Consider the following 14,275-nt stretch of genomic DNA (forward strand, 5'->3'; position numbering starts at 1 on the left):
GCATCGAATCTGGTCCAGTGGTACAGTGCCGTGCCCTCGATAAGCACTCCTTATCTTTTTTATGCTGACTCTAGTTTAAACCATATAGCTACTATACAGTCAAGGGCGCGATGGTATCGGAAAACAGAGTGACGCTATTCAGAACATAGCTACTATACAGTCAAGGGCGCGATGCGGTATCAAAACAGCGAAAAATCAGAAATCCATGTCGCGATCCATCAAAAAAACTGTTATATATCCGCCGGTGCATGCTATAATCACTTCGGTTTTAATGTATACAGAATGTTTTCAGAAACGGGGCCTCATGTACCAGACTACGCCGCTTATTATGCTTTACATCCTCATCCTCGCGTTCCTGTTCGGGGCGGTATTCGGGAGCTATATCGACTGTGTGGCGTGGCGGCTCGTGCATCATGAACGGGTCGCGCGTGGCCGCTCGCACTGTGATGTCTGCGGGCATGCGCTCGGGGCCGGCGATCTGATCCCGATCATCTCGTATCTTCGTTCGGGCGGCCGCTGCCGTTACTGCGGGGCGAAGTTCAGCGCGGAGTCGACCTGGGTGGAGCTCGTGCTCGGGCTTGGTTTCACAGCGATCGTCTATAAATTCGATCTCTCCTTCGTGGCACTTCGCTATCTCGGGCTTCTCGTGATCCTGATGGGGCTCAGTCTCGTGGACCAGAAGACCCTCCTCATCCCGGATCGCTTCCACGTCGCGGGCATCCTCTGGTGGCTCCTCACCCTGCCGCCCATCGCGTGCACGCAGGGCCGGGGTCTCACCGAGGCGCTCAGTATCACAGGCGCACGTTTACCGCTGGCCAATGCTCCCGGCCTCCAGGATGGGCTCGGCCGGATCATGCTGGCTGCGGCAGAGCTTTCGCCCGGCAGCGCTTCACTCGCCGCCGGTGCCGGCTCTGTCTTCACCACCCACATCCCGATCACCCAGTGGATCCTTACGGATCTCAAGTGGGGGCTCGTCAGCGCCTTCGGTGTCGACTTCCTGATGCTGCTGATCTCGCTCGTTTTCGATAAGCTCACGGGAAAAGAGAGCCTCGGCGGCGGAGACATTAAACTGCTGTTCATGACTGGGCTCTATATGCGACCGGGTGTGACACTTTTTAACCTGATGCTGAGCTGCTTCGTGGGGCTGTTTATCGCGCTCGGACTCAAAAAGGATAAGATTCCATTCGGCCCGTCCATTTCCATCGCCGTTTTCCTCTCTATTCTATTTGGAAGTGAATTCGTGGCGTGGTATACTGGACTCATATTGTGAAAAAATTTGCCTATAACAGATGAGGAATATATGAAAATCACGAAAGTCGTCGGTATCGACATCGGAAACTACCGAATCAAGATTTCATACATCGTAAAGGGAGAGCTGAAGGACGTCTTCGTCGAGACGCTCCCGGATAATATCGTGAAGGACGGCATGGTCCAGTACTGGGATGCGATGGCGGATTTTCTGAAGGAAACGTTTCGGAGCCACGGCATCCACTGTCGGAATGTCATCTTCACCCTGCCGTCGAGCGGCGTCTACATGCGTGTCGTCGATCTGCCGCGCATGACCGTGAAGCAGCTCCAGCTGAACCTTCCGTTCGAGTTCCATGATTACATCAGTGAGCCGACCGAGAAGTATTTCTACGACTATGCCGTGATCGAGGAGGGTGGGAAGACGATGAAGCTCCTCGCGGTGGCATGCAGCCGTGAACTGATCGACCGCTACCGGACGCTCGCGAAGCATGCGAAGCTGAACGCCGTCGGCCTCGTGCCGGATGTGCTTGGCTTCCAGCGTGTACTCCGCCGCTATAACGCCCTGTTCCGTGTGCCGGATACGAAGGACTATGCGATTCTCGACATGGGCGATCGCAGCTTCAAGCTCCACTTCTTCCGAAACAGTGTCTACGAGGTCACTCGACCGCTCGAGCCGGGCGCACGACGCATCGCGGAGATCGCTGCAGAGATCCGCGGTACCGATGTCCACATCGGCCAGCTCGCCGCCGAGTCGAATCAGGACGACGTTCTCGCGCACGAGAACATGGAGGCTCTCTACGAGAGCAGTGCCGTACAGATCATGCGTGCGATGAACTTCTACAGCTACAGTAACACGAACAACACGATCGACACCCTGTACTACTGCGGTGGTGCCGCGAACTATCCTGCGCTTCTCACGACCATCGAGGAGACGATGAACCTCCCGATGCGCCCACTCACCGACCTGATGCCGTATACCGAGCCGGGCCTCGAGGCCGCGCTTCTCCTGAGCCCGCAGAGCTACGGCGTCGCGCTCGATCCGGAGGCGAAGGTGCGCGCGCTCAGTGACGATGAAATCAAGGAGACATTGGCGAGACAGGAGGTACCGGTTTGACGAACTTAAAAGAACTAGGCAAAGTGCAGATCGGCCGGAGCGGAAAGTACCCGTCGAAGAAAACCATCAACCTCATGTACCGCGAGCACGACACGCAGGACCGCGTCTTCACGCTCGTTCTCTTCGCACTGTTCATGATCTTCCTGTACTTCTTCTCCCGCTACGGCGTGGCAGCGCAGCTCGCGCGTGCCGATGCCGCGGAGGCGAACTACAGCCGGATGGAGCAGAACCTCGAGAAGATGAAGGAGGCGAACAGCCAGTACGCGAGTGTGCGTGCCGACTACTCCCACTACGGCAACGGCTATCTCAACGACGAGGAGCTTTCCCGTCAGGACCGCGTCACTATGCTGAACGTCATCGACGAGCGTGTGCATGCGGCGGGTGGCATCCAGACCATCCAGATCCAGGACAACATCGCCGTGATCACCGTCGGTGTGACCGACGCGCAGCGTCTCCCGGATATCATCCTCTCGCTCGAGGGCTCCGAGTACGTGAGCTACGTGACGGCCCAGACCGCTGCGACCGACGAGGACAAGGATAAGCTGTCGCTCTCTGCGGATGGCACCCCGGATCAGCCGCTCTTCGTGACCGGTCAGCTGACGATCTACTTCCGTACCCCGGAGGAGGTCCGTGCAGCCCTCGACTCCGGTGAGGTATCCGCGACCGGCGATCAGGCCCTCGATGCCGGCGAGAACGGCTCCGCAACCGGCCAGAACGCTTATATCCCGAGCATTCAGAACGCACGCCCGGACCAGATCGGTGAGACCGAGGCGGCGTTGAGCACGACCACGTCTTCGGCCAATGCAGGCACCGGGAGCACGAGTGCCGAGGCCGCTCAGGCGAAGGCAGAGCGTGCAGCAGCGCAGCGCGCCGCAGAGGAAGCGGCGAAGCGCCAGGCGACACAGGCAGCGCAGGCCGCCGCACCGCAGCCGACCGCAGCCGTGCCGCAGACCGTCGCCGTACAGCAGCAGTCCGCCAACATTGACACACCGACGGATAACCCGTTTACCGGCGGCAGCATCACGATCCAGGGCGGAAGCCCGTTAGGCTGAGGGAGGACAGAATGTTAAACAGAGCTTTTACGAAACGTGAGAAAGTCCTTCTTCTCGTACTGGTGATGATCCTGCTGGGGCTCGTGTACTACCGCTTCGTGCGGCTTCCGGTGCAGGAACGCATCGCGGCGGCGGACACGAGGATGCTCGAGCAGCAGATGGAGATGGAGCAGCAGAAATCCGCCATCATCAAGCAGATGCAGGAGGATATCGAAAACGGACAGAAGGAAGTGAACGGCATCGTCGCTTCCTATGATAATCTGAAGGCGGAGTCGGCCGCACTCAATACGATCTTCGCGCAGGCGACGAGCTTCAATTTCAGCTTCGAGCAGCCGGTGGCGACGGATGACGCTGTGCGTCGGACGATCAATATCAGCTTCACTGCGACGAACTATCAGATCGCGCGCCGGATCATCCAGCAGGTGCATGACTGTGCCTACCGCTGCCTCATCACGGACATCAGCGTCAGTGCGGATTCTGATAAGATGCAGCAGTATGCGAACCTCGAGAACTCGACGATCAGCGGCAGCATGAGCGTCACCTTCTACGAGACCCTGAACGGTGCGACCACCACGAACGGCCTCACCACGAGTGACGGCAGCGCGGTGCAGAGCAGCTCTGTCGGCCTCGGTAATTCCTCGCTCGACCTCGCACAGAGCAGCCTCGAGACCATGGCCGAGTCCCTCGCCGGGGATGCGGCGGATAAGATCGCCGCAGGCGCAGGATTCTAAGTGCTTTTCAGCGCTCTGCCCGGGTGTGCGATGACTATCGGTGGACAGAAGACGCCGGGCGGGAGAAGAGAAGGTATGCGTGCGCATCGAAGAAGTGAACAGAAGAACTTTACAGAAAGGAGAGCAGCGATGAATGCAGTGCAGCGGAAATTACAGGATCGAAGTGGCGCAACCCTCACCGTTGCGCTCCTTTTCTTTATCATGTGCGCAGCCGCCGGCTCCGTCATCCTCGCCGCGGCCACGACCAGCACCGGACGTTTAAGTGAGCTACAGGCCAGCGACCAGAACTACTACGCAGTGGTGTCCGCAGCGAAGCTGCTCAGGGATGAAATCGATGGACAGACGATCGGGGTGGAGCAGACGGAGAAGAAGACCGTTACGACAACCCGAACCGAAAAAAAGGAGACGGATGCGAGTGGTGCAGAGGTTACGGTCGTGGAGGAAACGACGAAGACCGAGTACAGCTATTCGGCACCGGAGTTTGAGCATTTGGAGGATACGACAGCCGGGGCGGGGATTACGTCGGCAGCGACGGCTGGAACGGCGATCACTTCGGAAACGAAATTTGAGAGTTTTCCGAATACAACAGGGGTGAATGGCTTCTATTTACTGGATGCCTTGAAGAATACAAAAACGAATGATACGAAGGGGCAGAAACGAACGGGCGCGCTGACGACGGTGGATTACATGAAGGATGCGTCCGCTCCCCAAAATAAAAAGGATTTAAATACAAAGGGGATCATCAGCGAAGCGGACTACAGCGCCGCTAATGATGTATTCACCAGCGCACTGATGAACGGTACAGACAATATTTATACCGATACCTTTACCATGACGGCAGACTTGAAAAACTTTACCGTCTCTGGCAATGCCGCGAGTTCCCTCCCGGTCGATGTCCGTATCGTCATGAACGGGCAGGGAAATATTAAGGCTTATTTCAAGAACCACGTGGATGCAAGTGCGAAGAAGCAGGGCAATGAATATCGCCTGATGCTGACACTGGATGCGAAGGAAGGCTTTGTACAGTCTGACAGCTCGAACGGAACAGCCGAGGATGGAAGTGAAAGCACGAGCACAAAAACAGAAGGAGACACAACCACCGAAACCACTTCTGTAACACGGCACAGCTATGTCACCTGGGGAAACCCGCAGATCACGAAGGATACGAGTAAAGATGTCTGGTAAGTTGAAGAACAAACTGAAAAGTAAAAAGGGTGAAACCATCACCGAGACCCTGGTATCTGTTCTGATCGCCGCGGCTGCGATGATCCTCTTCGCCAGCATGATCACCTCGTCTCAGCGCATACTGCAGAAGAGTGAGTGCATCATGGATGCGTACTATGATGGCGAAACGAAGATGGAAGAGGCGATGGCTGACGGTGGTACTGCAGGCAGCAGTAAAACCGGGACGGCTGCGGACACAGGAGGGGCAGGCGAAGCTAAAACTGGCGGTGCAGCAGAAGCTGGCGGAGCCAAAAACAGTGGCACAACAGATGGTGGAATCAAGATCGGAACCGGCACGGTGACGATCCAACAGGCAAATGATACCCTACCTCGTTATAATATCAGGTACAGACATACGAACGGAGAGATCGACGTGACCTATGCCACAAACCAGCCGAACGGTACCAGCACGAGTGGCATCGAGCGTTTCGCGGTCGCAGAGTATAAATCAAAGAACTGATGGAGGCGGATGGAGCAGAACAGATGAAGCAGAAACTCCTTCATAAACTGAATAAGCGGCAGGGCTTTTCGCTCACGGAGATGCTCGCCACGGTGCTCATCATGGGCTTCGTCGGTATCATCATCACGACCGGTGCCGCGACTGTACAGCGGGTGTATCGTAAAGTCGTCGCACATGCCAACGCGCAGACAGCATTGACCACCACCATCACCCTGATGAAGGATCAGCTCGCATTCGCGGATCCGGAGAGCGTAGGAAATGGTTCTGAGACAGGAACAGGTTTCGGAAACAGCCAGACGATCGTTTTTAAGAATCTGAACAGCGGCGAGCAGACGATTACGCTGAATCCGGGCACTGCGTCGGGCACAGCGAACCGGGGCTTTATATTGACCTATACCACAGGTGATGGGACCGGGACCAGCAGTACGACCCTGCCTCTCCTCAGCGACAGCGCCATCACCAGCGACCTCTGCGTATGCTTCGATGGCACAGACAGCGGATTTTCATGGGATCCGGCAACGCAGGTTATCACCGTAACAAATCTCGTCGCGAAGGACACACGCACCGATACCGTGCAGGCACGCGCCAGCTTCAAGGTGCTGCTCGTGAACGACAAATGATTATAAACAATCGATACAGGATGTCTGAATGAAATCAGGCATCCTTTTCTAATGGCGACAAACGACCGATGCAGGATGGAGGAAAGAAATCGGGCATCCTTTTTCTATGGAAGTAAAGCATCAGTGAAATTCTGGTAAAATCTTGCATTTCGGCTTCTTTTGATTGTAATTAGAAGAAAATAACTTAAAATAAAGTGGAAAACGTATGCGACCGCATCACTGCGATGCGTTCAATATAGAACACGGAATGGAACAGACTTCAATGACAAATGCAATAAAGAAAAGACTCGACAGAAAAGGTTTCACGTTGGCGGAGGTGCTGGTCACCGTCGCGATCATCCTCATCCTCGCAGGTGTCACCTTCGTTTCGGTGGTGCAGTACCAGAAGAACCTCCGCCTGATGGAGATGGACGGCACCGCGAAGGAAATCTTCATCGCCGCACAGAATCACCTGAGCGTCGCACAGGCCTCCGGTGACCTCGACCGCCTCGCGGAAGAAGCGAAGAAGCCGGGGAGCGCGTCGACGTCGGCCATCGGCACGAAGCTGTCACCGGCTCCGTCCTATGCGGGCAAGGACGACGGTGAATACTATTATGTGATTCATGATGTAAACAGCGGCATCGAGAGCTGCACGCCCGTGGGCAGTGATGCGATCCTCCAGATGATGCTGCCCTTCGGCGCGCTCGATGAAACCGTCTCTGCCAGCGGAAACTATGCCATCGTTTATGAGCTGGACTCCGCCTCTGTCGTCGCTGTCCTCTATTCTGGCGCGGGCAATGCCTCCTTCGGCAATGCCGCGGTGATTACGCTCGATGACGAAGATGTAAAGAATATTGAAGCGAAAAATCTTTACCAGGATAAATCAGCACGAAAGAGCTATGAAAAGAATGGTGTTACTGCCATCGTCGGCTGTTACACCGGCACAGCAGGCAGCGCAGCCATCCCGACCGAAACACTCGAAGCACCGAAGCTGGAAGTGAAGAATGAGAATAAGTTGCATGTTATCGTGAGTGATACAGATAAAACGGCAGGTACAGATAATGTTACTTTAATCATTCGTGGTGTGCAGAGTGGTACAGTCGCACAGCGCATACTCGAACGTAGCACCAGTGATGGATATACCGGTACTGGCACCTTTGATGTCACCCTTGACGATATCACAGGGGATGATGGCTCATATCGCTTTGCAAATATCATTTCGTCTGGGCGCTTTACGGCAACTACGGGAATCGCATTTATCCCGGGTGAAAACATCGAAATCAGTGCACGTGTCAGCTCCACAACGGGCCTCGCGACACCGAAGGAATCCGCGAAATACACCGTCAGCAGTCTGTTCGGCGATGTGAACGAAACGAAGGATGCTGGAAATACGACGGTCTATATCAAAAATCTGCGTCATCTCGAGAACCTCGGTGCCAATGTCTCGGGCTTTACAGCTGCGCTCGGAAACGGAACGACGAGTGGCAGCTCCAAGGTAGTGAACATCACCGCGGAACAGAAAAACGATATCACGATGTTCTCGATGAGTACGAGCGGCTCCACGAGCGGAAATCAATTCGAAAATCTTCATGGTTCAACAATCTATGGAATGGAACAGGATGCTACCTTCGCAGCCATCGATGTCAACTACCCGCTCGTTTATCACGGCAATCAGCATGAGATCCATGATGTAAACATTGGCGCTCAGATAGATCATACAGCTGCCGGTATCTTCGGGCGGGTTGCAGATCCGACGAGCGGTGCGGCGAATGCATCACTGTCCGTCAGTGATCTGATTCTGCGGAATAATCGTGTATCGGGGACGAATGTCAAGAACGCGGGCATGCTGGTCGGCGAGACGGCGAAGAACCTGACCGTGGGTGGCGTCCTCGCGTACTATCACGAGGATACCTATGATGAGACCAAAGATTCGAGCGTAGAAGTAACGGCAAGCGAGAACGCTGGTGGACTCATCGGTCTGGTGAGTGGTGGTAAGCTCGATGTCAAGAACTCAGCCGCCGCCGTTTATGTAAAAGGCGGAAGTGCCGCCGGCGGATTCATCGGAAGTGTGACCGGCGCAGCAGCTGACTCCACCATCGTGCAGAGCTATGCCGGTGGACATACCAGGGATGGCGCGTACAGCACGACGGATGCAACAACAAATAAGCCGGTTCTTGAAGGCCCAGGAAGATATAATGTTCAGGCGAGCGGCTATGCCGGTGGCTTTATTGGCGTAACCACAAATAAGGTCCTTATGAACGCGGTATATTCCACGGCATCGGCGTACTCCGTGGATGCTACAAAGTCCGGTTCGTTCTCAGGCAATACGGAAACAAATTTCGGAACCGCAAAGAATTATTATGCAATCGGACCACACAATGGTACCGATGCATCCGCAGATGATACCGCAAAGTCAGAAATCCCGACGGGACAGATGCGCCGTCAGGCAACGGCGTATGACCGTACACTGATGGGCGCGACTGATTCAGCGGCACACCCGGCGATGGATAAAACATCTTATCCGCTGAACACGATTCGCCATTTCTGCGCGACAAGTGTGGATGATAAGGAACTTCCATGGTTTATCAAAGAACATGTCGGTGACTGGGTAGTATCGAAGAAAACGGAAGAGCCAAATTTTGAAATTGATAATGGTAATCGTTTAATAGTTCGCATTGATACTGGTCTAGAAGGCATTGCTGAAGATATTTACTATGAGCTGAAAGTTCATGGACATAGTTCCCAAAAGGATGCCTACTTTTTGATTCATGTGGATGACACGCCAAACGTAACCGTGGGAAGAGGTGTATATAATGGAGAAATAACGGAAGACTGGAAGATTGATAAATGGATGAACAGTATTTGTGAATTGTTAGATATTAGTCATGGCACTTACAATACAAAAGGACTTGAAATTTGTCTCGATGATATAACTACTAACGAGGGGCGCTTTCTAGATGTATGCTCTGATGTATTATGGCCTGGAGAAGATATAACTGTATATGTTTCTCCGGTAGAAGTAAAAGTAATTAACGAAAAGAATTATTACAGCGCGACTTTTGAAGAAGATAAAGGGATAGATACGAATAGTATATTTGGCTATTTGGAATCTGCGCAGAAGACTTCGGATCTGCATAATGAACAAAAAGTACAGGCTGTAGAAAAACATAATCCTGAAGCTCGTACCACGACAAAAGGCATGGGATTAATCAGCATGGGAAATGGAACTTATTATGCGCAGATTGATAACTCAAGACATTTACAGAATTTATCATCGGATATTTCTTATCAAATCAAACCTTTTCAGATAAATATTACTGGGGCTATTCAGACGGATAATATATATTGGTCGGGTGAAAATCATCCAAATTCATATACTCAAAGTATCACAAAAGAATTGGGGACGGATTTTGAAATCTGGGGACAAAACAAGAAGTATACAATCAACTCGAATTTTAGACCAATAGTAGATAATAATCCAATTTATTTTTATGATGGATCAGGATATAAAATTAGTGGTATAAAAGTCGACATTAACGAGGCGGCAGGTTTGTTTGGCGAATTAAGCCAGATGATAACGGTTGAGAATTTGACGATGGAAAGCACTAGTGTGATTTCAAATACTTCTGAAGCCGGTGGATTGATTGGCTATGCTAAGGGAAATACTACGATTGAGAATGTTATTTTTGCTGGCAAACTTCAGGTTCAAGGAAAGAAGTGCACAGGTGGTTTTATCGGACAAACAGATAATAATGTTGATGTTAGTGAATCTGGAATTGAATGTGACGCAACAATAATATCTAAAAACGATGATGCTGGTGGTTTAATAGGTTATATAAATGGACATGACACTACGGCGGGTAATGTAAAAGTTGTAGGGAAGAATACAGAGATTATTGCGACGGAAAATGCCGGTGGATTGATTGGCCACATAGTAACTTGCCCTAAGTTAAATATTAGTAATGTAGGTGTTTCAGCTTTTATTACATCTTATAATAATGAGGATCAAGCCGGATCAGGAGGTTTGATTGGCCGTATAGGTCAGCTCGGTTCTGATTCAAAGATAGAAAAATCTTATTATGGCGGTCGTACATCGAAAGGCAATTACGATAGTTGTACTGTCAATGAGGGGACTGAGAATGAACGTAGTTATGGTGCGAATATAAATGGTAAAAAATCAACAGGTGGCTTTATTGGATACATTGGCACGGCTAATGGCCTATTAATAGATAGCTGCTTCAGTACAGGATCTGTGAATGCAGAATCTAAGGCTGCTGGCGGATTTATTGGATCACCACTTGACTGGGGAGGATCTATAACCATAAAAAACTGTTATTCATTCGGAAAAGTTTCGGGAACAAATGCTCTGAAGAAAGGCGGATTTATTGGCATATTAAATGGAAATATATCTTTTGAAAACGTGTTTTACTATAGTGCGTTTAATGCTTTTAAAGATGTAGTCGGGAATCAACCTGGATTTCAGGGGATTACAGTCATAGATGATCCGAATGATATTCTTGCGGATGAGAACTTAGAAACAGTGAATACGTATGTATATGACACGCCTACTCTTGAAGTGGAAACATATCCATATAAGAACTGGACAACAGATCATGATGATACAGCACTGACTATGGTGCCTACGTATTATGGTGACTGGCCGAAAGATCCGATTGTACAAAGCTATTTAGCTTACTATGAATGCTATGAGAATGGGATAGGTATTTATGTACCAGATAAGGTTAATACGCTAAGTGTAAAGGCACCAACGGGTTATTTGAATGGTCAACAAAAGACTGGTTATGGAATACTAGTGAATACCAAAAATAAAAATGAAGTGAAGAAACTTTATAGTATTGTAGGAGGTGGAACGTTAAGTAAGATTTCTTCTAAAGTTAATGATACGGAATTCAATACTATTCAAGTAGATAATACAGCGTTCTATCTTTGGAGATTCACTGATAATAGTATGAATGAATTGCAATGGGATAAGAAAGTTGATAGGGCTTGCGTAAGCATTAAAAATAATGACGGAATTATCTATGATGTAAATGGTAATTATGGTGCAGCTATTGCGCCGCAAGGTAAACTTGGAACAGACGATTATCCGTTCAGAATTAGAAACACAAATTATCACTATAATAGATATAGTAATGACCGATCTAATGCATCATACCGTGGCTTAAAGTTCGTAGATGAAAGAGGTTAGATTAGAATTATGGACACAACAAATTTTCCCTTATTTTCCCAGGTGAAGTCGGATCACGATGTGACGACCTACATCGGGGAGCAGAACAAGTCGATGAAGGCGTTGCATTTCACGGAGCACAGCTTCGCGCATGTGGGCGTTGTGTGTGAGCGGACGGCGTATATTCTGGAGAAGCTGGGCTTCGATGAGCACACAGTGGATCTGGCACTGACCGCGGCGTGGATGCATGACCTCGGTAACATTGTCAACCGGGTGGATCACTCGCAGTCTGGTGCGCTGATGGCGTTTAGCATCCTGAACCGCATGAACGTACCGGCCGAAGACATTGCCCCGATCATCTGTGCGATCGGCAACCACGATGAGGGTAACGGACAGCCCGTGAGCGCGATCGCGGCGGCGCTGATCCTGGCGGATAAGTCGGATGTGCGGCGGAGCCGTGTGCAGGAGCCGGACGAGCATAAGTTCGATATCCATGACAGGGTGAACTACTCGGTGACGGACTCGAAGCTGAAGATCAACAAGGAGCAGAGTGCGATCAAGCTGAAGCTGAGCATCGACACGCACTATGGCGAGATCGGCGAGTACTTCGAGATTTTCATGGAGCGGATGCTGCTGTGCAAGAAGGCGGCGAATTTCCTCGGGATGGATTTCCATCTCATCATTAACGAGCAGACGCTGCTGTGAGATATGGCCTGCGCCGGGAGACCGGTGGCAGGCCATGAATTTTTCCGGGGATATTTCTTTCTCTTTATTTTTCAGAAAAAATATGAGGCAATAAAAGAAAACAGAGGTTCTGATGGTGTTGTTGACTGCCTAGATTGACTTCGGGCTGATCTGCTTGCGTGTCACGAGATTGATCTGTATACTGTCATGAGATTAAAAAGAAAGAAGGTCCGGGGTACCCTCTTTGTACGTCGTGTCCCCCGAACCTCTAGTATCAAAACCATGTTCAGTGTATCAAACTTTGAGCTCAGACACAATGAGGTAAACGGTTTTTTATGTTGAGAGCAATGATGCCATCCCTCCGTGCCCGTCCTGTCGTGGCAAGCTGGTCTACCGTGATCGCAAGCGCCGTATCATGAAGGGCGAAGGCGGTACCCGCAAGTGGCTGATGATCCGCCGGTTCCGGTGCAGCAAATGCATGAAGCTTCACAATGAACTGCCTGGTGTGGTGCTGCCGTATAAGCACTACGACAGTGAGGTGATCAGCGGCGTTCTCGAAAAGGTCGTCACACCGGATGACCTGGATTCCGAAGACTACCCATGTGGTGAGACTATGCTGCTCTGGCTCCAGTGGCTGCAGAAGAATCTGGAGCGCATCGAGGGATATCTCCGCGCTGTGGCGTATGAGCTGTCCGACTACAACAGCCGCATTCTTCATGTCGGTGCATCATTGCTCGCCTCTCTCCAAAAATCAAACAGACGGTGGCTGGAACAGGTCATCCGGACGATCTACAACAGTGGTGGGTTTCTGGTCCCGTTCCGGCGATGAATCTATGCACCTACTTTTGTTTTCCGGTCACAGATCATGACGGTATAGTGAGCTTCATGAAGGAGGTTTACTACCATGATGACGAAAAACAAAGACTGGCAGGACGAGGTCGCGCTCCAGCGCTACACTATGATTACACCACTCCTTTCGGAGGACCTCGATAATGCAAAGCGCATAGCGATGCGGGAAAAGATCGCACAGGACAACTTAACGACCGCAAGATCGCTCTACCGATACGAAAAGGCATACCGTGAAAACGGGTTTCAGGGGCTTCGACCGACGGATCGCCAGAAGCGGCGCTCTCAGGCGCTGCCGGAAAACTTCGATGAACTTCTCAACGAAGCCATCCAGCTCCGACGGGAAGTTCCCGAGCGCTCGGTGGAACAGCTGATACTGATCCTCGAGCTGGAAGGGCGGGTCGCTCCGGGTGTGCTGAAACGCTCGACATTGGAGAGGCATCTCTACAATGCCGGCTTCGGTTCAGAGCATCTGCGGACCTACAAGGATGCACGGGAGAGCTCCTCGAAGCGCTTCTGCAAGCCACACCGTATGATGCTGATCCAGGGAGACATCAAGTATGGGCCACTGCTTCCAATCGGAAAACGCGGAGCCAAGGTCAAGACCTACCTGTCGTCGGCGATAGACGATCATTCGAGGTTTGTCATTGCCTCGAAGTTTTACGCCTCTCAGGAGGAAGAGGTTGTAGAAGATACCTTCCGGTCCGTGCTGCTTCGTGCAGGAGCATTTGACCGATGCTACTTTGATAACGGTTCTCAGTACGTCGCAAAGCAACTGAAGCTGTCGCTGGCAAAGCTTGGTATCTCGATCTCGCATGCGCCGGTAAGGAGCGGGAAGTCGAAAGGCAAAATCGAGAAATTCCATCAGGTGGTGGATACATTCGTCCGGGAAAGCAAGCTGAAAAACGTCCGAACACTGGATGAGCTTAACCGTCTGTGGAGTATCTACCTCGAGGACCATTACCATAACGATCCTCATGCGGGCATCGCCGAGTACTATCAGTGCCTCAATGCTGATGTTCCACCGGAAGGGATCACACCACGGCAGGAATGGAACCGGGATACACGTCCGCTGAACTTTATCGATGTCAATACCATCGCAGAAGCCTTTCTGCATCACGAAAATCGG

At 51.4% G+C, this 14,275-nt stretch carries 11 protein-coding genes; all 11 read left to right on the top strand.

What is annotated here, in order from left to right; genetic code table 11:
- The first annotated feature begins 304 nt into the window (after positions 1 to 304).
- A complete protein-coding gene (locus tag ACTQ52_RS10240; protein WP_441982559.1) occupies positions 305 to 1,270 on the top strand; it encodes a prepilin peptidase in 966 nt (321 codons plus the stop codon).
- 30 nt (positions 1,271 to 1,300) lie between these two features.
- The gene (pilM, locus tag ACTQ52_RS10245) at positions 1,301 to 2,362 is read left to right on the top strand and encodes a pilus assembly protein PilM (protein ID WP_441982560.1); all 1,062 of its coding nucleotides are present in this window, start codon (positions 1,301 to 1,303) and stop codon (positions 2,360 to 2,362) included.
- On the top strand, positions 2,359 to 3,414 hold the full coding sequence (locus ACTQ52_RS10250) for a hypothetical protein (RefSeq protein WP_441982561.1): 1,056 nt from the start codon (positions 2,359 to 2,361) through the stop codon (positions 3,412 to 3,414). The genes pilM and ACTQ52_RS10250 overlap by 4 nt, the downstream gene beginning before the upstream one ends.
- 11 nt (positions 3,415 to 3,425) lie before the next feature.
- Positions 3,426 to 4,145, top strand: coding sequence for a hypothetical protein (locus ACTQ52_RS10255; protein WP_441982562.1), 720 nt, complete (start codon positions 3,426 to 3,428; stop codon positions 4,143 to 4,145).
- A 129-nt stretch (positions 4,146 to 4,274) separates the two neighbouring features.
- Positions 4,275 to 5,330 (top strand): hypothetical protein, encoded by a 1,056-nt coding sequence (locus ACTQ52_RS10260; protein WP_441982563.1) that lies wholly within the window; start codon positions 4,275 to 4,277, stop codon positions 5,328 to 5,330.
- Positions 5,320 to 5,829, top strand: a complete 510-nt coding sequence (locus ACTQ52_RS10265; protein WP_441982564.1) for a hypothetical protein — start codon at positions 5,320 to 5,322, stop codon at positions 5,827 to 5,829. Before ACTQ52_RS10260 ends, ACTQ52_RS10265 begins: the two co-directional genes overlap by 11 nt.
- 23 nt (positions 5,830 to 5,852) lie before the next feature.
- A complete protein-coding gene (locus ACTQ52_RS10270; protein ID WP_441982565.1) occupies positions 5,853 to 6,449 on the top strand; it encodes a PulJ/GspJ family protein in 597 nt (198 codons plus the stop codon).
- Positions 6,450 to 6,696: 247 nt separating this feature from the next.
- Positions 6,697 to 11,637: a type II secretion system protein gene (locus ACTQ52_RS10275; RefSeq protein WP_441982566.1), complete on the top strand. Its 4,941-nt coding sequence runs from the start codon at positions 6,697 to 6,699 to the stop codon at positions 11,635 to 11,637.
- A gap of 9 nt (positions 11,638 to 11,646) precedes the next feature.
- The gene (locus ACTQ52_RS10280; protein ID WP_441982567.1) at positions 11,647 to 12,321 is read left to right on the top strand and encodes an HD domain-containing protein; all 675 of its coding nucleotides are present in this window, start codon (positions 11,647 to 11,649) and stop codon (positions 12,319 to 12,321) included.
- Positions 12,322 to 12,655: 334 nt separating this feature from the next.
- On the top strand, positions 12,656 to 13,129 hold the full coding sequence (locus tag ACTQ52_RS10285; RefSeq protein ID WP_441982571.1) for a DUF6431 domain-containing protein: 474 nt from the start codon (positions 12,656 to 12,658) through the stop codon (positions 13,127 to 13,129).
- 75 nt (positions 13,130 to 13,204) lie between these two features.
- Positions 13,205 to 14,275: DDE-type integrase/transposase/recombinase (locus ACTQ52_RS10290; protein ID WP_441982568.1), on the top strand; the 1,071-nt coding region annotated here is incomplete at its 3' end.

Origin of the sequence: Oribacterium sp. Sow4_G1_1 (assembly GCF_052116105.1) — a bacterium.
Lineage (GTDB): Bacteria > Bacillota > Clostridia > Lachnospirales > Lachnospiraceae > Oribacterium.